Origin of the sequence: Polymorphobacter megasporae (genome assembly GCF_018982885.2) — a bacterium.
In the GTDB taxonomy this organism is placed as follows: domain Bacteria; phylum Pseudomonadota; class Alphaproteobacteria; order Sphingomonadales; family Sphingomonadaceae; genus Polymorphobacter_B; species Polymorphobacter_B megasporae.
The window spans coordinates 952,144-974,893 of record NZ_CP081848.1; the positions used below are offsets into that span (position 1 = coordinate 952,144).

A 22,750-nucleotide genomic window follows, 5' to 3' on the forward strand; every position below is an offset into this window, starting at 1 on the left:
CGGTGCAAGGGGCACACGTCGTCCTAGGTGCCTGCTTCGCTGCCATCGAGCCATGTCCTGTACTCGAGCGCGTCCGCACGTTGCCGCCTTGCATGCGGCTCGTCATACTCTTGCGGCCAGATCGTCGGAACGACGAGGCACATGCTCTGGGTCGGCAGGACGGTGCACCATTGTGACATCAGGTGCTTATAGGCCTTGCCGACCGGTCGGATGTTGCGGTTCAGGTCGAACAGTCCGACGGGATTGACGTTGCCGTTCGTCTCGCGAAGCGCCGAATCCCAGTCGACCTGGTCCGTCAGCGAATACCATGTAAAGCCGAGGATCGGTACGCCGTCGTTCCGCACCCGCAGGACGTTCGCCCATTGCTTCCACAGCCAGTCAACCGCGCCTTCGCCGTCGGCGCCGTCGTTGAAGTTGGTCTCGGTGTGCATGACCGGCAGGCGGTAGCGCTCATAGTACTGCTTGGTGATCGCGTCGTAGCCGATCACCTCGCCAGATGCGCGGCTGTTGCCGTCCATCATGACCCGGTGCTCGTTGGTCCAGTAATAGTCGTTACCCATGATGCAGTGCGGTTTCAGTCGCTGATTCATGAAGAAGTCGTACTCGTCCCGGCTCATGCCGTTGTCGGCGAGGTAATGGTACATACCGGAATCGACACGAGTGCCGTAGTTCAGGTCAAGACTCAGGAAGCGCATCGAGTTCAGCATCTCGGCCTTGGCGATCGCGCTCGGACCCTCGGCATGAAAGTACTCGGAAGATTCGGACTGGATGAAGATCGCGTCCGGACGGACCTTCAAGATGGCTCGCATCGCCAGGACGTTCGCTCGCACCAGGTTCTTCAGGGCCGTCACGAAGGTCTGGTCGGTGACCCCCTCCTCGTTCCACCAGCCGTACTTGGCGGAGAAGAGTGCGCAGATGAACATCTCGTTCACCGGCGTGTAGAACTGGATGAACGGATAGCGCGTCGCGAAGTCGGCGGCGTATCTTGCGAACAGCTTGGGGAAGTCGCTGTTCTGAAAATTGCCCAACCAGTCGGGAAGGCCGAAGTGGCACAGGTCGACGATCGCGACGATGTTCTTGCGGTATATCTCGGCAAAGGCGAGATCGGCAAACTCCCAGTCGTAACGACCGTCGCCAAGCCACGTACGATGAAGGGGGGGTCCGTAACGCAGGTAGCTGATGCACATCTCCTGCACGAGATCGATATCAGTCTTCCAGTACCGGTAGTGCCCGCAGCTTTCGAGTTCGTCGATACGGGTCCGTCCGCCGTTGATGGTCGGATTGGAGTTCTCAATGCCCGTCGCGAACATGAAGGTCTTTGGCATCGTGGACGTCTCCTGGTGGTGCGGTCTCGACTGGCGCAGATCAAGTCAGTGTCGTGGGCACGTGACGTGTTCGTCGTCGCGACCTGTGAAGTTACGGGGCCACCCGAGCCGGAGGCGGCTTCAGGGGGCGGACCGGTCGGGCGGACGAACGCTTCGCGGCCGTCGTTCCGGCGAACGACCTCACGCCGCTTCGGCCCTGGCCGGGCGCGGGCCCAGCGAGCGCGCCACCTCGTCGACGAGCCAGCGCGCGATCTTGGCCGGTTCTACCCCGAGCTGGCGCAGCACGAGCTCCGCGACGTCGAGCCCGGCCGGCACGCTCCGATCGATCACGGTCAACATGCCAATCGAGCTGAACCGCTTCGCCTCGACCTCATCATGGACGATTACTATGCGGGTTAGGGCAGGGTAGAAATCCAGCATCGAAGACGACAGCTCGTGCGACACCTCGAACGAAGGCGTCGTCAGGACGCTGATGCGGCGACCATGCAGCGCGATCGGACCCCAGATTCGCGGATCGGCGAAATCGCCGAACCCGACCTTGTAGCCGTCGGCGACCGCCCGACGCAGACGCCGATCGTCACGTTCGATCGCTGCGTAGCCGATGCCGAAGGCTTGCAGGGCATCGGCCAGCGTCCGCCCGGCGCTGCCCATGCCCGCGATGAACACCGGTTCGATCTCCGCGTGGGGCTTCAGTTCAGGGTCGGCCAGCACCGGTCGTCGCAGACGCATGCGCCCGGCGAGGTTGCGCCCGGCTTCAGCGAGCGTCGGCGTCACGGCAAGGCTGATCGCCACCGAGGCAATCAACACCGCGCTCGCGCGTTCGCCGACCAGTTGCCGGATCGGCGAGAGGCTCAGGATCACGAACGCGAATTCGGATCCCTGGGCGAGGAGGAAGCTCAGCTGGGTCGAGCCGGGAGCCGACCACCGGAAGGAGAAGCTGGCTGCGGCGTTCGCCGCGATCTTCGCGGTGATGAGGACGGCCGTCATGCCGATCAAGGCCGGCCAGACCCGCAGCAACGCGGCGACGTCGATCGACAACCCGACGGCGATGAAGAAGAAGCTGAGGAAGAGGCCTCTGAAGGGCTTGATCTCCGATTGCACGACCACCCGGTAGGGGGTTTCCGCGATGATCATCCCCCCGAGGAATGCGCCTAGGGTCAACGAAAGACCGACGGAGCCCGTCGCCCAGCCGGCGGCAAGCGCGACGAGCAGCGCGATGCCCGTGAACACCTCTTCGTTCCGGCTCCGTGCGATCATCGCAAAGGCTGGCCTGACCACGAACCGGCCAAGCAGCAGCGCCACTCCGAAGGCCGCGGCCGCTTTGGCCAGCGCGATACCAAGGGCGGGAAGCAGTGGCGTATGCGTTTCGAGGGCGCCCGCGACGATCAACAGGAAGATCGCCGCGACGTCCTGAAAAATCAGGATCGCGGTTGCGGTCAGGCCCACCGGGCAGTTCTGCTGATGCCGTTCGGCGATTAGACGCGCGACCACAGCCGTCGATGAGAGCGCTAGCGTCGCGCCGATGATCAGTGCGGCCGCAAGCGGAAAGCCCGCGAACAAGGCCAATCCGCAGAACACCATCGTTCCGGCGAGCACCTGCACCGGACCGAGTCCGAAGATGTCGGAAGCGTGAGCCCGGATGTGCGTAAAAGAGAAGTCGAGTCCGATGTCGAAGAGCAGGAACACGACGCCGAGCGCCGCGAGGATCGCGATCGTTCCGCCGTCCAGTACCATGTTCAGGCCTGCGAAACGCAGGCCCAGCCCGAGCATCAAGTAGCCCACGATCGGACTGAGGCCCATCGCGCGCGACGCCAATGCCGCCGTGACCCCGAGCATGAGCAGCAGGATGACCGGGGCTAGCGCGGCCAGGAGTTGAATGTCGCCCATGCGAGGTCCTTGCCGGGATGATTTTGACGGCAGCGCCACTGATGCCTCTGGTATCTTCGGTCGCTCAGTAAACAGGACCGACGACCTGGCTAGGTTCGACGGCGCTGACGCATCTCCCTGAGCGACGTGCCCAAGTGCCACCAGCATGCAGAAAGCAGAACGACATCCTTCAGCAGAAATGCTCCCGGAAGCGCCGAAAGAGCGGGCGTGCCCTCATAGCCGGACTGGATGACGCCCGGCGTCGTGAACATGCATGACAACGTCAGGAGGAATGACCAGACGCCCATGGCGCTGCCGACCGCGGACAAGCGGGGATCAAGGAGCCGGCCAGCGATCAGCAGCCCGCTCGCGATCTCGAAGACGCCTAGGAAGATCGCGCCCCCAGCCACCCCGAAGAGCGTATAGAGCCACGAGATCAGGGGATTGTTCGAAATTATGCCGACCAGACCCTGCTGCTCGAAGCTGAAGAACTTCAGGCCGCCGAACCACAGAAAGACGATGGACAGGGCTACCGTGATGGCCCAGCCTCCGGATCGCTCGACGTCGTCGCCCTCCCAAAGGGTCCGATTGTGTGGACCGGTCTCGTCGGGACGGGATGCTTCCGTGCTTGCCATCTTTATTTCCTCAGGAGGAATTCCGCCGTCTGCGAGAAGAGCGTAACAGAGACGGCGAGAGGCGGTGCGCTTCCGGGACAGCGCAACACACGCCACGGTGTTTTGCAGCAGCAAAGCCTTAGATTCGCAGGAAAGGCCGTGCCGGCGGCTCCGTATCGCAGCAAAAGCGAGGCATCGGGACCGGGGGCAGCCTCTCGCCTTATAAGTCTCGGAGGCCGGCCAGAAGCGTGCGATGGTTGGCACGGTGGCAGCCCGTCCTCCCCTGCGGCGTAAGAGCCCGTACGAAAGCCTGGGTGCCCACCTGCTGCCGTCGACCTCGGACAGTCGCTTGGGCCGCTGACCATCAAGCTCGTTTGCGGAAGGGAGAGACCACGATGGCACCTACCTACGTCGGTATCGATATCTCGAAGGCTCGCCTCGACGTTCATCTTTTACCGGATGAAGAGGCATTCTCGGTTGACCGCGCTGATTCTTGGAGAAAACTGGCTCTGCCAATTTGGGATTATAGCAAGTTAAACGGGCCATTTGTACATGAACCCTTGATCGTCGCCTCCGAAGCGTGAACGCCTTAATCGAGAGACTGCCTCAAGCGGACATCTTCAAGTCGATTATGGGCGAAGGCGGCTGCGGCACCGTAGAGGCCTGGCTGGGCATAGGTCAGTAGCTTGACCGGAATCGATGCCATCAGCGGCTGGAAGCGGCCCTTAGCGACGAAACGCTGGCGGAACCCTGATCTGGGCAAATGCCCGGCGAGCCGCAGGCCAATGCCGCCGGCGATGACGACCCCGCCAAAGCCGCCCTGTGTCAGTGCGATGTCGCCTGCAACCGCGCCGAGGCTTAAGCAAAAACGGTCGAGCGCCGCGGCAGCGAGCGGGTCGTGCCCGGCCAGCGCTGCGGTCCATAGTGCCTGATCGGTCAGGTCGGCGGTCGTGACCCCCTCGATCTCGGCGAGGGTCTTGTAGATAGCCGATAGCCCCGGCCCGGCAACGACGCGCTCGACCGAGACGCGGTTGTGGCGGGCGCGGAGGCGGCGGAGCAGCGAGTCCTCGATGCTGTCGAGTGGGGCGAAATCAGGATGTCCGCCCTCGGTGCCAATCACGTGGTAACTATTTCCCGAACCGACCAGCAAGGCCACACCAAGCCCGGTCCCGGGGCCAACGATGCTCACGACACCGGTCGCCGAAAGCGGTCGGTCGGGGCCGCAGAGATGCGCGAGGCCGCTTTCACCGAGTGACGCGACAGTGTGACCCACCGCGACAAAATCGTTGCACAGCGTGAAGTCATCGACCTCGAGCTTCTCGGGGATCAGCGCCGGGCGGATGATCCAGGGGTTGTTCGTCAGCTTGAGCACATCGCCGCCCACCGGGCCCGCGACCGCGATCGCGGCGGCGCGCGGCAATCGACGTCCGAGCGCGGTCGCGTACGCGCGCCATGCCAGTTGCAGGCTAGCATGCTCGATCACCTTCATCGTTACCTCAGACCTCAACGCGACCACGCGGCCGCCGACGACCTCGGCGATGGCGAAGCGCGCATGAGTGCCGCCGATGTCGGCCGCGACGACCTCCATTACAGATTACCCGCCACAAGTGCCTCGGTGGTAAACGTCTGGTAGTTCGCCGTATCAATTGCTGTGCGTGCTGTCTTAAAAATCCGAAAACTTCTCCTAAACGAGTTCATTGGTGTCGCGTTTGAACTTTGAGGGCAGCAGCATCCGTTGCGCGAGATCTGGTCGCGCCCATCAGGGGGGAGAGATATAGTCATTTGAAGATTCAGATCGCTGGCGCCCAGCGGCTATCGAGTTCGAACCTGCCGGTGCTCGAGCGCTGCACGAGTGAGTAGTCCAAAAGGCGCCTGAACGCTGCGTCGTGGACATTAGACCGGTAACGGGGATCGACGAGAATATCGACCGCTGCCGCCGCCATCTCGCCATTTGGCTGACGGATCGTCGTCAATTGCGGCCACGCGGCACGCGCAGTCGGCGCGTCGTCGAATCCAGCGATTGAAAGCATGCCTGGTACCGCAATTCCCAGCTTGATCGCGCTTATCAGCACGCCGAGCGCCATATCGTCGTTACTGGAAAAGATCGCCGACGGCAGGGTCGCGCTCCCAAGCAAGTCTTCGCCTAGCGTGAGCCCGGAGCGAAACGAGAAATCGCCTTCGCGAACGAATGCATGCGCGAACAAACCCCCGGCGTCGGCAAGCGCGGCGCAATAGCCATCGAATCGTTCGGCTGATGAGCTGTGTGTAGGATCGCCCTTAATGAAACCTATCACGCGGTGCCCAAGGCCTAGCAGGTAGCTCGTCATCTCGTAGGCAGCGGCGCGATCGTCCATCCGGACAAACCCCGAACGGTCAATGTCCGTCGACGGCGAAATTCGCACATAGGGCAGACCGATATCGTCGAGCAGGTCGAGTAGGCGCTGGTTGTCGCACAGAGGCGGCGTCAGCATTGCGCCGTCGAGCCGAAGCGAGCGCAGGCTGCTACCAAGCGCACTCAACCAGCCGTCGGCGGCGACGTCGACGGGCTCGACGACGAGATGATAGCCGCGAGCGCGGCAGCGTATCAATGCGCCGAGCTGGATGTCAGCGGCGTAGCCGGAGCCGGGATCGTCTAGCAACAATCCGAGGAGGTATGACCGCGAGCTCGACAGACTGCGTGCAAAGGTATTCGGCCGGTAATCAAGATCGGCAATGACTTGCTGCACTGCCGCGCGTACTCCCGGCCTGACGTGCGCTTCGTCGTTCAGCACACGCGAAACCGTCTTAGGTGACACGCCGGCCCGGAGCGCGACATCCTTGATCGTGATTATCCGGGTCATGTCGCCCTCCAGCGAGTCGCGGCGAAGGCAGCGATGCTGATGTAGCACAACGCGGGGATCGCCAGCGCAGGAGCGAGGCCGACTGCATCGGCGGCAACGCCGGTCAATAACGGTAGGACCGCACCGCCGACGACCGCCATGCACAGCAGCATGCCACCGAGCGGTGCGAGTTCCTCCGCTGACGGTAGTGCGAGCGTGTAGATCGTAGGATACATCACCGAGTTGCACAGGCCCACCGCGAGCAGGGCGACGGCACTCGCGACACCGCTCGCCAACGTCGCGACCATGGTCAATGCAGCCGCGCACAACGCGACACTGGTAAGCACGCGCGACGTCGCGATGCGCCGCAACAACGCCGCACCGGCGAAGCGTCCGATCATCGCTCCTGCCCAATAAAGGCTGACTAGCCGACCCGCGGTCACTGGCGTTACGCCGAGCACCTCCCGCTGCATCAAATAATTGGTCAGTAGCGTGCCAATTGTGACTTCGGCCCCGACATAAGCGAACATCGCCCCCATTCCTGCAACTATCCGCCGATTTTGCAACAAAGCTGGGAGGCGGGTGAGGATCACCGCTGCGCTTTGTCTGGAAGCGGGATCAAGGAGATCGCGGTAGAGGATAAACGCTGTCGTGAGGCCGATAAGGACAATTGCCGAGCCGAGGAACGGCACGCCGACCGTCATAGCCGCTCCGCTCCCGGCGCCGGCTAGCAGTAGCGGCGCGGCTAGCACTGGCCCTAGAACGGTACCAAGCGAGTTAAAGCCTTGCAGCAAGGTCAATCGCGCAGCTGACCCATCGCTCGTCCCCACGATCGTAACGACAGTATTCGCGGCGATCTGAAGGAACGTGATGCCGAGCGCGAGAAGTAGCAGCGCAGCGAGAACCAGGATGAAACTTCCAACAAAGTCGGCTGTCGCGATCGCGATGCAGCCGCACGCCATGATAGCCAGCCCGGCGGCGATCGAGCGCATATAGCCCGAGCGAACTACGACAAGTGTAATCGGCACCGCGAAAAGTAGATAGCTTAGGTGCGACGCGAATTGGACTAGCAGCGCTTGAGCATAGTCTAGCTGGTAGATTAGCTTCAACCGCGGGACGAGAAGGCTGACGATCGCGGTCAGAAAACCGCCGATGAAGAAGATGCCGCTTGAGAGCGCAAAGAGCGTCAGCGCGACAGCGCTGTCCGTCCGGCTGTCGGCGTCGGCTCTAAAGAACGACCACATAATTATCGTCTAGCGCGGAAGTGCGACATCCGAAACACACCTATAATAAAATATGACATCGCTGTCATATCACGTTGACATCGATGTCGGCACAAGTAGTTTCGCACTTAAGTCCCATATGAGGGCATCGGGAGGATAAATTGATAATTTCCAGGCTTTTGGCCGGGACGGCCATTATCGTCGCTACTTTCGCTGCTTCGTATGCGGTAGCCCAATCCGTCCCGGTTGTCGGCGGCACGCCCCCAGAAGCGCAGCCGAGCAATGGTGTCACACAATCCGCGTTCGCCGAGGACCCCGATATCATCGTCACAGCGACGCGCCGCGAGACGACCCTGCAGAAGACCCCGATCGCGGTATCTGCTTTCAGCCAGGCGACGCTCGACCGCCAGCAGGTTCGCGACGTGACCGATCTCGCCCGCTTCGTCCCGAGCCTGCAATTTACCCAGCAAGGCGACCAGTCTGCGGTTCTTTTGACGCTTCGCGGCATCGGCAACGACAGCGCCTACACCGAGGTCGCCGACCCCGAGGTCGCGATTTACATCGATGGTGTATACTCCTCGCGCTCACAGGGCGCGTCGGTCCTGTTCTACGATCTTGAACGCGCTGAAGTGCTGCGCGGTCCCCAGGGAACGCTCTTCGGTCGAAACGCGACCGTCGGCGCGTTAAGCCTGATCACTGCGAAGCCCAAGTTCGACAGCGCCTCGGGCTATGTCGAGGCCATCGCCGGCGACTATAGCCGCTTTGGCAGCCGCGGCGCGGTCAACCTGCCGGTGAACGACAAGCTGGCCCTCCGGTTCGCTTTCGTCACGGAGCGAAACGACGGTTATGCCGATTTCCAGCCTGCGCCGAACATCAAGGGTATCGACGCTTCGGCGTATGTTACGGCAGGCAAAAAATACTATGCTCGTGACCAGGCTTCGGTGCGTGGCAGCCTGTTGTTCAAGCCGACAGATCGCCTGACCTGGAACCTCAGCGCCGAGTATTTCCTCGACAAGGGCGCTCCGGTGATCGGCCTGCTTCAGACGCCGCGGCCCGGCACCAAATTCTGGTCGACATTGAGCGACACCGCCCCCGACACCGACCGGTACTCGTTGGCGATCCGAAGCGACATCAATTACGACATCAGCGATGGTCTTCGGGCCGAATATATCGCTGGTTTTACGAGGATCGGCGGCAGTACCCAGACCGATGCCGATGCGGGTGCTTTGCCCCCGACCGGGGGCGTCGATCCGGCGTCGGGCAAGTTACTTTACCTAGGCGGCTTCGGTCAGAATGCGACAGTATACTCGAAGTATGATTTTTCGAGCCACGAGTTCCAGCTAAAGTCGCAGGGCCAGCATACGATCGACTTCATCGGCGGCGTATATTATGCCCACGAGGTCAACAAGATCCGCTTCGATGTCGATCAGCGCGACGGTTATCGCGACGGAAGTACACGCGCCTTCGTCGGCAGCTTCATTCAGGCCGACCGAGAGATCGATTCACTCGCGGGCTTCGGTCAGGCGACATGGAACGTCAATTCGCGGCTGCGTCTAACCGGTGGCCTCCGCTACACCCACGACACCAAGAAGGATGTCGGCGGCCGCAACGTGACCGCGTTCGGCTGCCCGACGAGCGGTCCGTGCAACATTAACATCTTCGGTCAGTTCCCGAACGCGACCGCAGACCAACTCGTCGCTCTACTCAACGCCCAGGGTGGCGCATTCTCGATCTCAAACAATGACGTCAAGGGCAGCTGGAATAAGCTCAGTTACCTCGGGCGCATCGATGCAGATCTCGCCGATAACGTTCTTGGATATGCTAGTATCAGCACCGGCTTCAAGTCCGGTAACATACAGGACGGAGGTCGCACGACAAATCCGGAGAATATCACCAACTACGAAGTCGGCCTCAAGAGCCGACTGTTTGATCGCCGCCTTACGCTCAATGTTGCTGGTTATTACTCCGACTTCACCGGCTACCAAGTCAATCAAGTGTTGACGACGCGGGACGCGGCCGGCAACACGATCGCCTCGCAGATTATTACGCAGAACGCGAAAGGTGCTACCGCCTATGGCTTCGAAGCCGAAGCGGTCGCCAACGTTACCGAGAATGACCGGATCCAAGTCTCGGCGACGGTGCAGAAGACCAAATTGAAGACGCTTGTCACTGCCGACGGCCGCTTCGACGATCAAGGGGCTGTAAGCTCACTACGTGATCTCGCCGGCAACGAACTTGCTCATGCACCCCGCTTCTCGGCTACGGCGACCTACGAGCATGACTTCAAACTTACGAATGGGGGCAGCTTTACACCGCGCGCGACAGTTCATTATGAGACGCGGAGCTGGCTGAGCTTCTTCGACGGCGACCGGACCAACCGTGTCGTCAACGGTGTGCCGGTCTATTACGGCAGCGATTTCGACAAGCAAAAGGCCTACAGCCGAACTGACCTCGCGCTTCGCTACAATGCACCTGCGGACAAGTATCTGCTAGAGCTGTTTGTGCAGAACGTCGAGGACGGCAAGATTCGGACCAACGCGAGCACCTTCGGGCCGACGCAATACGCACCGGTGTTTTTGTCGAACTATCAGGCGCCGCGAACTTTCGGCGGGCGGGTCCGGTTGAACTTCTAAACTGCGCGACGAAGGAAACCGGTTGATGTTAGCGTATCCCAAAGCGACGCTGGTAATTGCCAGCGCCGCAGCCTTCGCTGCGCCAGCTGTCGGCGCTCCGCAATCGGCGCAGGACCGCGCGGCGGCAATCGTGGTCAAAATGACGACGGCGGAGAAGCTCGCGCTCATTCACGGCTATTTTCCGCCGTTAGCAAAGCCGGTTCCGCCTGTCCCGATGGTGCCGTCAGCAGGCTATATTCCGGGGATCGCCCGGCTCGGCATACCCGCGCTGCGCGAAAGCGACGCCAGCCTCGGCGTCGCCAATCAGGTTGAGCAGCGCAAGGGCGACGTCGCCACTGCGCTGCCGGCAGGGTTGGCAACCGCGGCGAGCTTCGACCTCGAGTTGGCTTATGCTGGCGGGGCGATGATCGGAGCCGAAGCCCGCGCAAAGGGCTTCAACGTCCTACTAGCCGGCGGGGTCAACCTGACGCGCGACCCGTGGAACGGTCGTAATTTTGAATATCTTGGCGAAGACCCTCTCCTCGCCGGCACGCTTGCGGGCGAGGCGATACGCGGCGTTCAGAGCAATCACATTGTATCGACGGTCAAGCACTTCGTGCTTAATTCGCAGGAGACGGGGCGGATGGTGCTCGACGCGCGAATTGCGCCCCAGGCGCTCCGCGAGAGCGACCTCCTCGCGTTTCAATTGGCGATCGAACGCGGGCAGCCGGGGTCGGTGATGTGCGCATACAACCGGGTCAACGGCGAGTATGCGTGCGAGAATGCGGCGCTGCTGACCGGCGTGTTGAAAGGCGACTGGGGCTATCGCGGCTGGGTCATGTCGGACTGGGGTGCGGTCCACTCGACCGACAAGGCCGTGATGTCGGGCCTCGACCAGGAATCGGGGCAAGAACTCGACAAAATCGACTATTTTGCCGCCCCGCTGGAGCGGGCGATCGCCACGGGGGGCATCCCGGCGGCAAGACTCGATGACATGACGCGCCGCATAGTGTTCGGCATGGTCGACACCGGCTTGTTAGACGACCCGGTGCCGACGACGCCGCATCAGATCGACTACGCGGCTCACGCGATAGTCGCGCAACGCGTTGCCGAGGAGGGGATGGTCTTGCTCAAGAACGAAAGCGGGCTGCTGCCGTTCGCCGCAACCACGAAGCGGATCGTGCTGATCGGCGGCCATGCGGACGTCGGCGTCTTGTCTGGCGGGGGATCGTCACAGGTCCGTTCCGTGGGCGGTGCACCGGTCGAAATTCCGCTCAAGTCGGGCGCAGCGGCGTCGTTCGCGCGGACGACGTGGCACGCGTCGTCGCCGCTGCGCGCGCTGCGCGCTGCGTTTCCGGAAGCGAGGATCACTTATGTCGACGGCAGAAGTCTCGCCGCCGCCCAGACGGCCGCGCGCTACGCCGACCTTGCGATCGTCTTCGCGACACAGTGGCAGACCGAGGCGATGGACGCCGCGATCCTCGCGCTGCCCGACAACCAGGACGCGCTTATTGACGCGGTAGCAGCGGCTAATAAGCGGACACTCGTCGTCCTCGAAACCGGCGGCCCCGTACTGATGCCATGGCTCGGCCGAGTGTCGGCGGTGTTGCAGGCGTGGTATCCGGGGCAGCGCGGCGGTGAGGCGCTCGCTAGGCTGCTGAGCGGCGCGGTAAATCCGAGCGGGCATCTGCCGATAACTTTCCCCATACGCGCCGACGACGCACCGCGCCCTGGGCCGGTCGGGATCGCCGGTATCGACGCCGATGGCAGGGGCGCGCCGTTCACGGTCGACTATATCGAGGGTGCCGACGTTGGCTACCGTTGGTACGCGCTGAAGCACCGCAAGCCACTGTTCGCGTTCGGCTTTGGGTTGTCGTACACGACCTTCCGCTATGACCGGATTAAGATAAATAAAATGCAGGTCAGCTTCGACGTGACCAACGTAGGTCACACGGCCGGGGCCGACGTGCCGCAGGTTTATGTCGAGGCGGCGGGCAGCGCGGGGACAAAGACCTTCCGGCTAGCAGGGTGGACACGTGTGATGCTTGCGCCAAACGAGACAAAACATGTAACCGTCGCTCTCGAGCCGCGTACCTTCGCGCGATTCGGCGACAAGGGCGATTGGTCAATTGCGCCGGACAACTATCGCCTAGCGGTTGGGCATTTCGCTGGCGACACTGCACTGGCTACAACGATCCATTTGCCGCTAATCCAATCTAATCAGTGACGCTGCGTTAAAGCGATCAATCCCCAGCCGAGCGCGGCGCCACCTTCGTCGATTTGTAAAATTGCGTAGCACGGTGACCGGCTGTTTCAGCATGTAACCCTTTGAGGTCATGCCGTAAGCGACTTTGACTAGGGGTCCTGTTTAAATGCCGATCAACATCTTGGGATCGCGGTAGTTTTCCGGGCAGCTTTTCCAGCGCGTGCTGCGGCAATACCGCCTTCCGTACGTCCCGCGTTAGACGGCCGCCGCCGCGGCTCGCGATGGGTCAAATGTCAGCAATCCCGTCGTAAAATCCCAAGAGTGGTCAGGCGGCTACCAGCCCCAAATCAGACATGCGGCAAGCAACTACAAAACTCAGCTTTCCGCCCAGAGCGGCCGCGTCTAAACCATATAGATCCTCAAAAGACTGTCATCCAGTGACCCGCTGGAGCTTGCAATTCAAGACAGTCGCTTTCGTCCGAAGGCAGGATCATGCGATCATGCCGGACACCCGCGGAGACGGCCTCCGCTCTGCTTGGCCGGCAACTGGCGCCGGTCCGTTGCTCTCGAAGCGTGCGCGACTTGCCGCAGGCAAAGGCTCTTACCGCATGAACAAGCGGGGCGGTCCTAGTCTAGAGCGACGCGCACGGACATGCGAAGGCAGCCCCGGAGGTCGAGATGGATCGTCCTTCCCGTATCCAGCAACCGGAGGTTGACCGTCTCGCAGGTCGGGCAACGGAGCACGAGGCCGGTGCCCCTCCCGTACAACGCGAGAGTCGCAAGCGCCCCCTCGCGACCACATTCCCCGCACACGACCACCGCGCCGGTGACATCCGAGGCGAACAGCCTACTCAGGGGGCCGGCGGCCGCGTTCCCGTCTAGCGGGTGTACTACATCAGTCATCAGTTAGCTCCCGTGGGTCCGAAACGCTCGGTTCGTATCCTCTCCTCGGCATACCCGAGCGCCACGAGGTCGGCAGCGACCTGCTCGACGAACGGGGTCGGACCACAGACGTACGCTAACGGGTCGTCAGTCGGGGGAAAGCCGATGCGCTCGAGCATCACCCGGTCGACCCGTCCGAGTGCACCGCTCCAGACGACGGGCCGCTCACGCGTCAAAGTGTAGAGTATCCGAGGTCCATCGGTGGCGGCGGTCATCCCATCGAGTTCGTCACGGTAGATGATGCTTGCCTGGTCGCGAGAAGAATAGAGCAAGCGGGCGGCTGGCGGTTTCAGTGCCTGGGCTCGTGCGCGCAGTATCGACATCATAGGAGCAACTCCCGAGCCTCCGGCGATCAGAAGCAACGGATTTCCGTCCTCCAGGCTCCAGACGAAATACCCGCCGATGGGGCCACGAAGCTCGAGATCGTCCGAAACACGGACATCATCCAGCAGGAAGGGCGACACCTCCCCGTCAGCGACGCGCTCGACGGTGATGGCGACCGCCGTGCCGTCGTTCGCCGACGCGATCGAGTAACTGCGTTGGGCTTCGTACCCGTCCGCTGCAGTCAGCCGCAGGTCCACATGCTGACCCGCCTTGTGTCCGGGCCAGCCGGGGACGTCGAGGACGAGCGTCGCGACGTGCGGCGTCTCGGGACGCCTCGCGATCACGGTTGCGGTCCGCCAGCGCAAAGGCAGGAGCGCAGCGCTAGTCATGCGTCGCCCGTGTAGCGCTGCTCGCGCCAGGGGTCGCCGTAGACGTGATACCCCAGCGATTCCCAGAAGCCCGGATGGTCACGGTCGCAGAAATGCAAGCCGCGGACCCACTTGGCGCTCTTCCAGAAGTACAGGTGCGGAACCAGCAACCGCGCCGGGCCGCCGTGGGCCGGCGTCAGGGGGTCGCCGCCGAAATGCGTCGCGACCATGGCCTTTCCGTCGATGAGGTCCGCCACAGGCAGGTTCGTCGTGTACCCGCCGTCGCATTCGGCCGTGACGAACCTGCCCGGCGGGTTCGTTAGACCGGCCCCCTTCAGGAGATCGTCCACGGTCACCCCGCGCCAGACCGTGTCCAGCTTGGTCCACTTCGTGACGCAATGGATGTCCGTGGTCATCTCGGACTGCGGCAGGGCCTCGAAGTCGGCCCAGCTCAAAACGGTCAGGTCGCGCTCTGCGTCGCGCAGCGACAGCGACCAATGCTCTAAGTGCGTTCGCGGCGTCGGGCCTGCAGTCAGAACGGGAAAATCGGAGACCAGATGCTGCCCGGGAGGGACACGTCCCGAATACTGACCCGCCGGCCGACCTCGTCCTGAAAAGCCGCGGGTGATGACCATCAAGCAGTTCCCGAACCAATCCGAAGTTCAGGCATCAACGGTCCTCGCGGAGCGGAGGATCCGGACATCGCGCCCTTCGACGACATCCGCCCGAGCTATGCGCAAGATGGCGCAGACGACGGCAGGATCGGGCCGTTTCCCGAAGTCGACGCCAGGCGGACCAGACGCTGATCACCGTTGCCTGAACTTGAGCGGCGAGGTTCCGGTGATGAGCTTGAACATCCTCGAGAACTGGGCCGCGCTGTTGAAGCCGCATTCGCGGGCGACATCGCTCATGGATCCGTCGCCGCTGGACAGGAGATCCTTCGCCCGCTGGGTCCGTCGGATCAGCAGGTACCTGTACGGCGGCATTCCCGTGGCCGTCGCGAAGGCCCGGCTGAAATGGAACGGGCTTGCTCCAGCCGCCGCCGCCAGATCCGTCAAGGCGACGTCCTCGGCCAGGTTGGCCTCCATGAAGTCCAGCACCCGTCGTAGACGATATGGAGCGATCGAGTGCCGTTGTCTCAGTGGCGCCGACGGCGCGTTGGCGTACGTTCTGAGTAGCCGCAACTGAAGCGAGTGCAGCAGAGTGTCAACGTAGAGGCGCGATGCCGAGGTCGTCCCTGCGATCTCCTCCAGCAACTCGAGAAACAGCATCTGAAGGAGCGAATCCCGGAAGCCGAGCCGATCCTCGAGGCAAAGCGCCGCATTGTCGCGGTCGAGCTCCTCCAAGCTGACGCGGTTGAGCAGGCTCGGCGTCAGGTAGATGTGCGCGAACTCGATCGGGCCGTCTGTGTGCCAGTCGAAGGCCGCACCGGCTGGAACGATGGATAGTGCGCCCGTGTCTGTCTCGACCGTTCTTGCACCGCCTTCACCGCGACGCATTATCCGTTTGGGGCCGCCCAGGTGTATGGTCAGATAATGCTGATCCAGCGCCGGCTGCACGATGTGGGCATCGACGTCACACCACCAGCGGATCAGCGTCCGCGTCGATCCGCTCCCCCTGCTGCTCACCAAGGGCGGCGCGGAAATCCCATCCCAACATAGCGGGGAGACTGGATAGGGCGGGGCGCCTGCGACGGTCATCAACTAGCCTCACATCGATTTTAGCGACGTTCCGGCCTTCGCGCGAGACGCACTCGATATCGAAACCCTAGTTCCTGGATTGGCGTCGGCCCGTTCAATCCGAGCCGAGAGCCGGTGTGCGATCGCGCTTACGATGCTGCTCCCCAAGCCAGCATGACGGAGCAGCGGGTTGGTGGGGATGCCGACGCCGTCGTCGACGACGGAGAGCAACCAGTCCTTGTCACGGCCGTTGTACGTGACGTTGATCGTACCACCGCGGCGATTCACGAAGGCGTGCTTCAGCGCATTGATGACCAGCTCTGTCACCACCAGCCCAATGCTCATCGAGAAGTCGGCCGTGGCCATGCTGTCGTCGACCTCCACGTGAAGCTCCAGATTTTGGTCGCTGTTCATCATTGAAGCGCGGATGCTCTGGCAAAGCTCGGTCAGGTAGGCGCGCATCCCGACGTCGCTGTCCGTCACGGAAGAAAGATGGCGCTGGATCGCGGCTACGGACATGACGCGGCGGTGGGCATCGTAGAGATGGGTCCGCGTCTCCTCGGACTGAATTCGACTTGCGCTCTGCATCAGAACACTCGCTATGATCTGCAGGCTGTTGGCGATACGGTGCTGAAGCTCCTTGAGGAGCACCGTCTTCTCAAGCAGGGCCTTCTCTCTGATCCGTTCGGTCAGACGCGCATCGGTGACGTCGGCGATCGTCAAAAGCATACGCGTGTTGCCGGGGTCAGCGTAGGTCAGCCGTTCCGCCCCGAGTACGAGGCGTCGGGAGCCTCGACCGCGCCGGACGTGGTCGATCTCCTGCTTTCCAGCCTGCGGATGACCGGAGATCGTCGCATTTAGCAGCGAGCGGAGTTCAGGCACGTCCCATTCACTATCCTGCATTTCGTAAAGCGACAGTCCCGTCTCCCTCACTGTTTCCATCTGGTAGATTTGAACGAACGACCTGCTCGCGGCTAGGACGGTGCAGTCGCCGTCCAACAAGACGAGCGGCACCTCGGATGCGGCAATGATCGCCATCAGAAGACTGTTCACCGCCTGGGCGGCCATTATTTGTTCCAGCATCCGCGAAGGCCTCACTTCCAAAGACTTTAAGGACGGCGTGTCTGCAGTCGATCACCGCACCCGTTCCTTGCTTCAAGCGATTGTGCGCCGCCCACTCCGTTCATCTATCACGGAACCTCGGCGCGGCTTACTTCCAATTATGCGGTTACGCTCAGCTCGCGGCGAACTTCCGGCAAGAACACGCCTAATGCGGTGATCTTAATGCGCATCTTGCGCCGTAGTGCTTCTCCTGAATCGCACTCGGCAAACGCAGGTCATTTGCGTGACGACCGGTGATACAAGGTTCCCAAGGTCGGATACCGGCGACATGCCGGTTCGCGGGCCGTCACGCCGGCCGCCGCGACCCTGCAACGGGATGTCTGAAAGCGGCGGTATTTCGCGAGGAATGCAGTCGACGACGTGTCGTCGCAGGACGGCGGTTACCTTGCCGGCATCATGACCTACAAGGAGCACAGCGAAATGCGAAAGACCTTGTTTACCCTCTCTCTCCTCCTGATCGCGGCAGCCGCGCCGGCCGTCGCGCAGGATGCCATGGCGAAGCACGACGGGATGCAGGCGGAAACGCCGAAGATGTCCGCCGCTGACACGCGCGAGATGAAGGCTTGCAACGCGATGTCCCACGACAAGATGATGAAGAACGCCGGCTGCAAGAAGCTCGCGGCCGCCAATCCCGACATGATGAAGCACGATGCGATGCAGCCAGCTCACTGAGCCAGCAGGCATAGACGACGTGCAGTGGTGCCTCGCCGTGGCCACGCCGTTTGTCAGAAGCCGCGTAGCCGGTGCGGTCACGACGGATGGCAGATCGCAGGTGCCGAAATTACCCGCCGTCCAACCGTCTGTTCGTATGCGCCGGCTTCACGATCGGACAGGGGCTTTGCTGGCGGGTCAACCGTCGATCGCTTCGGTCTCCGGCGCGGCTCCGGCCAGGTGATGGCCGGGATTCAGTCCTTGAAGACGACAGTCGATTGACGCGTGCGGTCGACTGTTAGCCGTGTTACGTCGGGACGGCTGTAGTGGCCCGCGACGTCGAAGTTCTGCCGCTCGCGACGTACAATCGCATGATCGAGTCCCGCGATGATCAACACCTCGCGGCCGATCTGGGGCGGAACGACGAATCCGCCGTCCGGACCGGCGATCGCCGAGCCGCCGTTGGCGAACGACGTCCGCCCCGACCTCCTCATCGCGTCACCGGCAGGGAAATCGTTCGGAATGTGCTCGGGCGCCATCACCGATGATGCTGAGATGACGTAACTACGGCTTTCGCGCGCGATGAAGCGCGTGATGTCGACCGTATTATGGTCCCCACCGGGCCAAACCGCGACGTGCAAATCCTCACCTTGCGCGTAGAGGGCGGCGCGCGGGAGCGGCATCCAGTTCTCGTAGCAATTGAGACCGCCGACCCGAAACGGAGGCAGTGGATGAACACGTAGGCCTTGACCGTCCCCGGCAGCCCAGACGAGGCGTTCCTCGTAGGTGGGTTGCAGCTTGCGATGAGCGCTCGCGACATGTCCCTCGGGATCGATGTACACGAGCGTGCAGTAGAGACTGTGACTCCCGCGGTCGGGTGCAGCTTCGACGACACCGAGATAGATCGCCATGCCCGCAGATCGTGCGACTTTCTGCAGAGGCTCAAGATCACCGCGCTCGATGACCACGCTTTGCTCGAGATAACGTGAGAACAGATCTTTCTGGTGCGGATCGTCGAACCGGGCACCTTCGCTATGCTCAAGCCAGAACGGATAGCCGGGAACCAGCGCCTCTCCGAAGCACACCAGCCTGCAGCCCGCCGCCGCCGCCTGCTGTGCCACTTCAAACGTCTTGGCGAGGGTAGCCGCCCGGTCGAACCAGACCGGCGCGATCTGCCCTATTCCGACGCACAGCCTGTCTTTAGGAGCGGTCGCGCCGGAGAGCGGATAACGAAATACGTCCATCAGGCTCCCGAAGTCCTCGTCAACGGAGACGGAACGATAGTTTAGCATGCACGTCTGAGGCTGTCCCCTCGCAAGCCGCGCGACGAGGGGCAACTAGTGGCACCATCCTCCAGAGTGAAATCTTCACGAGCCTCGCCTGAACCGTGTTGGCGTCATGCCTGTCATTTGCTTGAACATGCGGGCGAACTGACCGGAGGTCCTGAATCCGCAGAGGGCCGCGACGGCGCCGATGTTCAGCTTCCCGTCGGCGAGCGCCCTCTTGGCGACGGCGACCCGTCGTGAGGTCAGATACGCATACGGAGTGCTCCCGGTCGCGTTCTTGAAGGCCCGCGTGAAGTGAAAGGCGCTGACGCCCGCGATCTCGGCGAGTTCCGTGACGCCGACGTCCGTCGCGAGGTTGGCTTCGATGTAGTCGATCACCCGCCGGGTCCGTTCGGGAGCAAGCGCCAACCGTCTTGGGGATGCGCTAAGGCCGGCATTGGCGAACAGTCGCACCAGACGCAGCACCAGTGCGTTAAACAACGTGTCCAGGAACAGCTTGGAGCCGCCATGCATGGAGCCGAGCTCGGCGAGCATGGTCGTGAACAGCGCCTCGGCTAGCGGATCGACGACGCCGAGCGGATCCTGCAGCGAATGCCCGCGGTGGTCCTTGTCGAGCACCTCGTCGGAAACTTGGTGCAAGATCGCCGGAGAGAAGTAGAGTTCCGCGTAGTCGACCGGACCTGTGGTTGACCAGTCATAGGCGGCGCCCCACGGCGTGATTGAAAGCGCGCCAGGACGGACTTCGGCCTGAGCGACGCCGCCTTCACCGCTGCGGACAATGCGCCGTGCATTGCCGAGGTGCAGCGTCAAGCAGTGCTGATCGAGCGGCGGATAGCTTTCCGGCTCGACCTCGCGCCAAAGCCGCACCGTTCCGCGCTCCCATCCGGTCTGGTCGCTGCTGAGCACCGGCGGGGTGGACAGCCGGGCCGCCAAATCATCGGGTGAGATGCAATCCAGGCGGTCGACCGATGGCATTCGTCACTCCGAGGAAGGAACGAGGTCGCTCAGGGAGCGATCTCGGCGAGCATCATGTCCGTACCCTTGTGGGCCAGGGCCATCACAGCGGCGTTCGTGTTGCCACTGACGATGTTGGGCATGATAGAGGCGTCGATCACGCGGAGACCCCGAACCCCGCGAACCCTCAGCGATGCGTCAACGACGGCACCGTCGTCGCAACCCATCCGGCATGTTCCGACAGGATGCAACATGCAGGACATGTTCTCACGTGCGTAAGCTGTCAGGTCGGCGTCGCTCTGGACTGCAGCGCCAGGCAGCAGTTCGGGCTTCAGCACGGCTTTGAGTGCCGGCGCGTTCAGCACCTCACGTGCGTAGCGTAACCCGAGCAGCATCGTACGCATGTCATCGGGATGCGACAGGTAGTTCGGATCGATCAACGCCATCGATTTGGGATCGGCATCCTTGAGCGTGAGTCGCCCACGGCTCTTCGGCTGAAGCACCACGTTCTCTAGCGTCAGCCCCGGCTCGGGATCGAGTTGACCGAGCGCCCGCCGCGCGATGACGGGGGCGTGGAAGCATTGCACCGTCGGCTCTTGGTCTGGAAACTCGGGATTGAAATGGGCTACCGTCTCGATGCCGTTGCTCGAGGCAGGGCCGCTCTTCGTGCCGATGTACCTGAGCCCGGCCTTGAACGCTCCAAACAGCGAGCTGTCTTTCAGATAGCCCATCTCCGTGTACGACTGCGCGATGACGGGCACCTCGGGGTGGTCGTGGAGATTCTCGCCGACACCTTCCGATCGAACCGCTACGGGAATGCCGTGCCTGGCCAGTTCGGCCTCCGGCCCGATCCCAGAAAGCATCAGAAGACGCGGAGTGCTTAGCGCGCCGGCACAGAGCACGATCTCTGCCGCGTACACGCGCTCGACGACGCCGGAGTGCATGAGTTCGACGCCGATCGCCCGATCGCCTTCAACGATCACCCGCGTCACCAGCGCACCCGTCCTGACCGTGAGGTTGGGTCGCGTCTCGGCGGGATGGAGGTAGGCGTGCGCGGAACTGCACCGTTCGGCATTCGCCACGTTGAGCTGGCATGGTCCGACGCCGCGCTGTTGCCCGCCATTGTAGTCGGGGTTGTAGGGCAGCCCGACCTGCTGAAACGCCTTGAGCACGGCCCGGTTGATCGGCGCGATCGCCAACGGCTGCGATACAGTGACGGGCCCGTCTGCACCGTGCGTGGGGCCCGCGAACACCTCATTTTCCTCCATCGCTCGAAAATGCGGCAGCATGTCCGCGAACGACCACGCGCTCCCGTCACCGGCCGCGACCTGCCAAGCGTCGTAGTCGCGCGGCTGGCCGATCACCCAGACCATCGCGTTTATCGAGCCGCTTCCGCCGAGACCACGCCCCTGGACCAACGGAATCCGGCGACCACCCAGATGCTGCTGGGCGACGGTTTCGTACGGATACATGAACTGCCCATATTCGAGCAGCTTGGAGAAGCCTGCGGGAATGCTGATCAGAGGCGACCAGTCCCGTCCGCCATCCTCAAGGACGAGGACCCGCGCTTCGGTCTCGGCTGCGAGCCTACCGGCGACTATGCAGCCCGCAGAGCCAGCACCGACCACGATGACGTCGTACGCGACCGAGCGGTCAACCGTTGGAGCTTCCATCGACTTCTCCTCTGATCCGAGCGGCCGCATCACGCGGCCTCAATATGGCCTGCGACGCTCGCCACCAGACCCGGTATCGCGGCCAGGGCCGTGGCGACCGAAGCGGCGTGCCTGACGTCCCCGAACTCCTGGTACTCGACACCGACATGGAACATGTCCTGCACACCTAGATACCCGCGCACGGTGGCGATGTGTGTGTCGAGATGGTTCATCGTTGCTCGCGGGCCGCCAGACGCGAAGCCGAACTCACCCGTTGAGGTTAGCAGGACCAACGACTTCCCGAAGAGCATGGCTTCGAGTGGATAGTCGCCGCGCTCAAGGTCGAACGAGAAGGTGCGGCCGACGCGCACGACCAGGTCGACCCAGGCCTTCAACCGCGCCGGCATGCCGTAGTTGAACATCGGGGTACCGAGCAACAGGACGTCGGCAGCCTCAAGTTCGTCGATCAGTTCGTCTGAATCGGCGAGCGCGTCCCTCATTTCGGTCGTACGGGAAGCCGGGTCGGTGAACGCCGCCGCGATCCATGACTCATCGACGAAGTGCGGCGGGCAGACGGAGAGATCACGCCGGAGGACGGTGGTGCGAGGCGAGGCGGTCAACCAAGCGTCAACAAAGGCCTTGCTAAGCCGCCTCGAGATCGAGCGCTCGCCTCGTACGCTGGAGTCGATGTGGAGCAAAACCGTCATCGTCCGCAATCCTCCCGTTTCGAGACGCTCCGGCCCCGCGCGTTCGCAAAGCGATCGGCGACCCGTCGGCGCCGGACGAATTGTGAAGAATATACACCGCGGCCTCCAACAATGTCCCTGCGGCCCGGCACGTCGGCTCTGTAAAGCGCAAGATGAGCCGAATGCCGCAGGTTCGGCTGGCATGCCGCGGACGCGTCGACGCGTCCGGTGCAATCAGGACGGGTGCCGCCGTCGGTCGAGCGGCGATCATAGGCACGTCGCACGCTTAAAGCGGACGCACAGGAACAGGCATGCGGCCAGGATGCCCGCCAAGACGACGAAATAGGCGTAGCGCTTTCGCAACTCCGTCATGTATCGTCGTCGTGCATAAACATGCCCGCGATGCCTGCAGACGAGCAGT

General features: G+C 62.6%; 19 protein-coding genes. 4 read left to right on the top strand and 15 right to left on the bottom strand.

The genetic code is table 11. From position 1 onward, the window contains the following. Positions 1-23: 23 nt before the first annotated feature. The 3 genes from KTC28_RS04455 to KTC28_RS04465 form a co-directional block, all read right to left on the bottom strand. Positions 24-1,325: a family 1 glycosylhydrolase gene (locus KTC28_RS04455; RefSeq protein WP_216710087.1), complete on the bottom strand. Its 1,302-nt coding sequence runs from the start codon at positions 1,323-1,325 to the stop codon at positions 24-26. A gap of 180 nt (positions 1,326-1,505) precedes the next feature. After that, entirely contained in the window at positions 1,506-3,212 is a 1,707-nt protein-coding gene (locus tag KTC28_RS04460; RefSeq protein ID WP_216710086.1) for a cation:proton antiporter domain-containing protein, read from the bottom strand. Positions 3,213-3,301: 89 nt separating this feature from the next. Continuing rightward, positions 3,302-3,826 carry a YkgB family protein gene (locus KTC28_RS04465; RefSeq protein WP_216710085.1) on the bottom strand — a complete coding sequence of 175 codons (525 nt, stop codon included), beginning with the start codon at positions 3,824-3,826 and terminating at the stop codon, positions 3,302-3,304. Between the two features lie 374 nt (positions 3,827-4,200). Here KTC28_RS04465 and KTC28_RS04470 point away from each other — a divergent pair, with 374 nt between their 5' ends. After that, complete coding sequence (locus KTC28_RS04470; RefSeq protein WP_216710084.1) at positions 4,201-4,389, top strand: hypothetical protein; 189 nt, start codon at positions 4,201-4,203, stop codon at positions 4,387-4,389. 5 nt (positions 4,390-4,394) lie between these two features. Here the strand turns inward: KTC28_RS04470 and glk are convergent, their stop codons facing one another. The 3 genes from glk to KTC28_RS04485 all read right to left on the bottom strand — a co-directional run bounded on the left by glk (position 4,395) and on the right by KTC28_RS04485 (position 7,868). Next, complete coding sequence (glk, locus tag KTC28_RS04475) at positions 4,395-5,393, bottom strand: glucokinase (RefSeq protein ID WP_216710083.1); 999 nt, start codon at positions 5,391-5,393, stop codon at positions 4,395-4,397. A 202-nt stretch (positions 5,394-5,595) separates the two neighbouring features. Then, complete coding sequence (locus KTC28_RS04480) at positions 5,596-6,645, bottom strand: LacI family DNA-binding transcriptional regulator (RefSeq protein WP_216710082.1); 1,050 nt, start codon at positions 6,643-6,645, stop codon at positions 5,596-5,598. Beyond that, a complete protein-coding gene (locus KTC28_RS04485; protein ID WP_216710081.1) occupies positions 6,642-7,868 on the bottom strand; it encodes an MFS transporter in 1,227 nt (408 codons plus the stop codon). The genes KTC28_RS04480 and KTC28_RS04485 overlap by 4 nt, the downstream gene beginning before the upstream one ends. A 140-nt stretch (positions 7,869-8,008) precedes the next feature. Here KTC28_RS04485 and KTC28_RS04490 point away from each other — a divergent pair, with 140 nt between their 5' ends. Together KTC28_RS04490 and KTC28_RS04495 are read left to right on the top strand one after the other, a co-directional pair. Next, complete coding sequence (locus KTC28_RS04490) at positions 8,009-10,480, top strand: TonB-dependent receptor (protein WP_216710080.1); 2,472 nt, start codon at positions 8,009-8,011, stop codon at positions 10,478-10,480. A 25-nt stretch (positions 10,481-10,505) separates the two neighbouring features. Then, a complete protein-coding gene (locus tag KTC28_RS04495; RefSeq protein WP_216710079.1) occupies positions 10,506-12,686 on the top strand; it encodes a beta-glucosidase in 2,181 nt (726 codons plus the stop codon). A gap of 606 nt (positions 12,687-13,292) precedes the next feature. Here the strand turns inward: KTC28_RS04495 and KTC28_RS23265 are convergent. The 5 genes from KTC28_RS23265 to KTC28_RS04520 form a co-directional block, all read right to left on the bottom strand. After that, positions 13,293-13,568: a DUF6510 family protein gene (locus KTC28_RS23265; RefSeq protein WP_219775977.1), complete on the bottom strand. Its 276-nt coding sequence runs from the start codon at positions 13,566-13,568 to the stop codon at positions 13,293-13,295. After that, positions 13,568-14,320 carry a ferredoxin reductase gene (locus KTC28_RS04505; protein WP_216710078.1) on the bottom strand — a complete coding sequence of 251 codons (753 nt, stop codon included), beginning with the start codon at positions 14,318-14,320 and terminating at the stop codon, positions 13,568-13,570. Before KTC28_RS04505 ends, KTC28_RS23265 begins: the two co-directional genes overlap by 1 nt. After that, entirely contained in the window at positions 14,317-14,934 is a 618-nt protein-coding gene (locus KTC28_RS04510) for a sulfite oxidase-like oxidoreductase (RefSeq protein WP_216710077.1), read from the bottom strand. The genes KTC28_RS04505 and KTC28_RS04510 overlap by 4 nt, the downstream gene beginning before the upstream one ends. A 171-nt stretch (positions 14,935-15,105) precedes the next feature. Beyond that, positions 15,106-15,999, bottom strand: coding sequence for an AraC family transcriptional regulator (locus KTC28_RS04515; protein ID WP_216710076.1), 894 nt, complete (start codon positions 15,997-15,999; stop codon positions 15,106-15,108). 9 nt (positions 16,000-16,008) lie between these two features. Beyond that, positions 16,009-17,046 (bottom strand): sensor histidine kinase, encoded by a 1,038-nt coding sequence (locus KTC28_RS04520; protein ID WP_216710075.1) that lies wholly within the window; start codon positions 17,044-17,046, stop codon positions 16,009-16,011. A 414-nt stretch (positions 17,047-17,460) separates the two neighbouring features. On the opposite strand from KTC28_RS04520, the gene KTC28_RS04525 reads away from it, so the two are divergent. After that, positions 17,461-17,772, top strand: coding sequence for a hypothetical protein (locus tag KTC28_RS04525; protein WP_216710074.1), 312 nt, complete (start codon positions 17,461-17,463; stop codon positions 17,770-17,772). 233 nt (positions 17,773-18,005) lie between these two features. Here KTC28_RS04525 and KTC28_RS04530 read toward each other — a convergent pair whose 3' ends face one another. From KTC28_RS04530 to KTC28_RS04545, 4 genes are all read right to left on the bottom strand, one after another. After that, on the bottom strand, positions 18,006-18,995 hold the full coding sequence (locus KTC28_RS04530; protein ID WP_216710073.1) for a carbon-nitrogen hydrolase family protein: 990 nt from the start codon (positions 18,993-18,995) through the stop codon (positions 18,006-18,008). Positions 18,996-19,118: 123 nt separating this feature from the next. Beyond that, on the bottom strand, positions 19,119-20,012 hold the full coding sequence (locus KTC28_RS04535) for a helix-turn-helix domain-containing protein (protein WP_216710072.1): 894 nt from the start codon (positions 20,010-20,012) through the stop codon (positions 19,119-19,121). Positions 20,013-20,041: 29 nt separating this feature from the next. Continuing rightward, positions 20,042-21,664, bottom strand: a complete 1,623-nt coding sequence (locus KTC28_RS04540) for a GMC family oxidoreductase (protein WP_216710071.1) — start codon at positions 21,662-21,664, stop codon at positions 20,042-20,044. Positions 21,665-21,693: 29 nt separating this feature from the next. Next, entirely contained in the window at positions 21,694-22,350 is a 657-nt protein-coding gene (locus KTC28_RS04545; RefSeq protein ID WP_216710070.1) for an FMN-dependent NADH-azoreductase, read from the bottom strand. Positions 22,351-22,750: the final 400 nt, after the last annotated feature.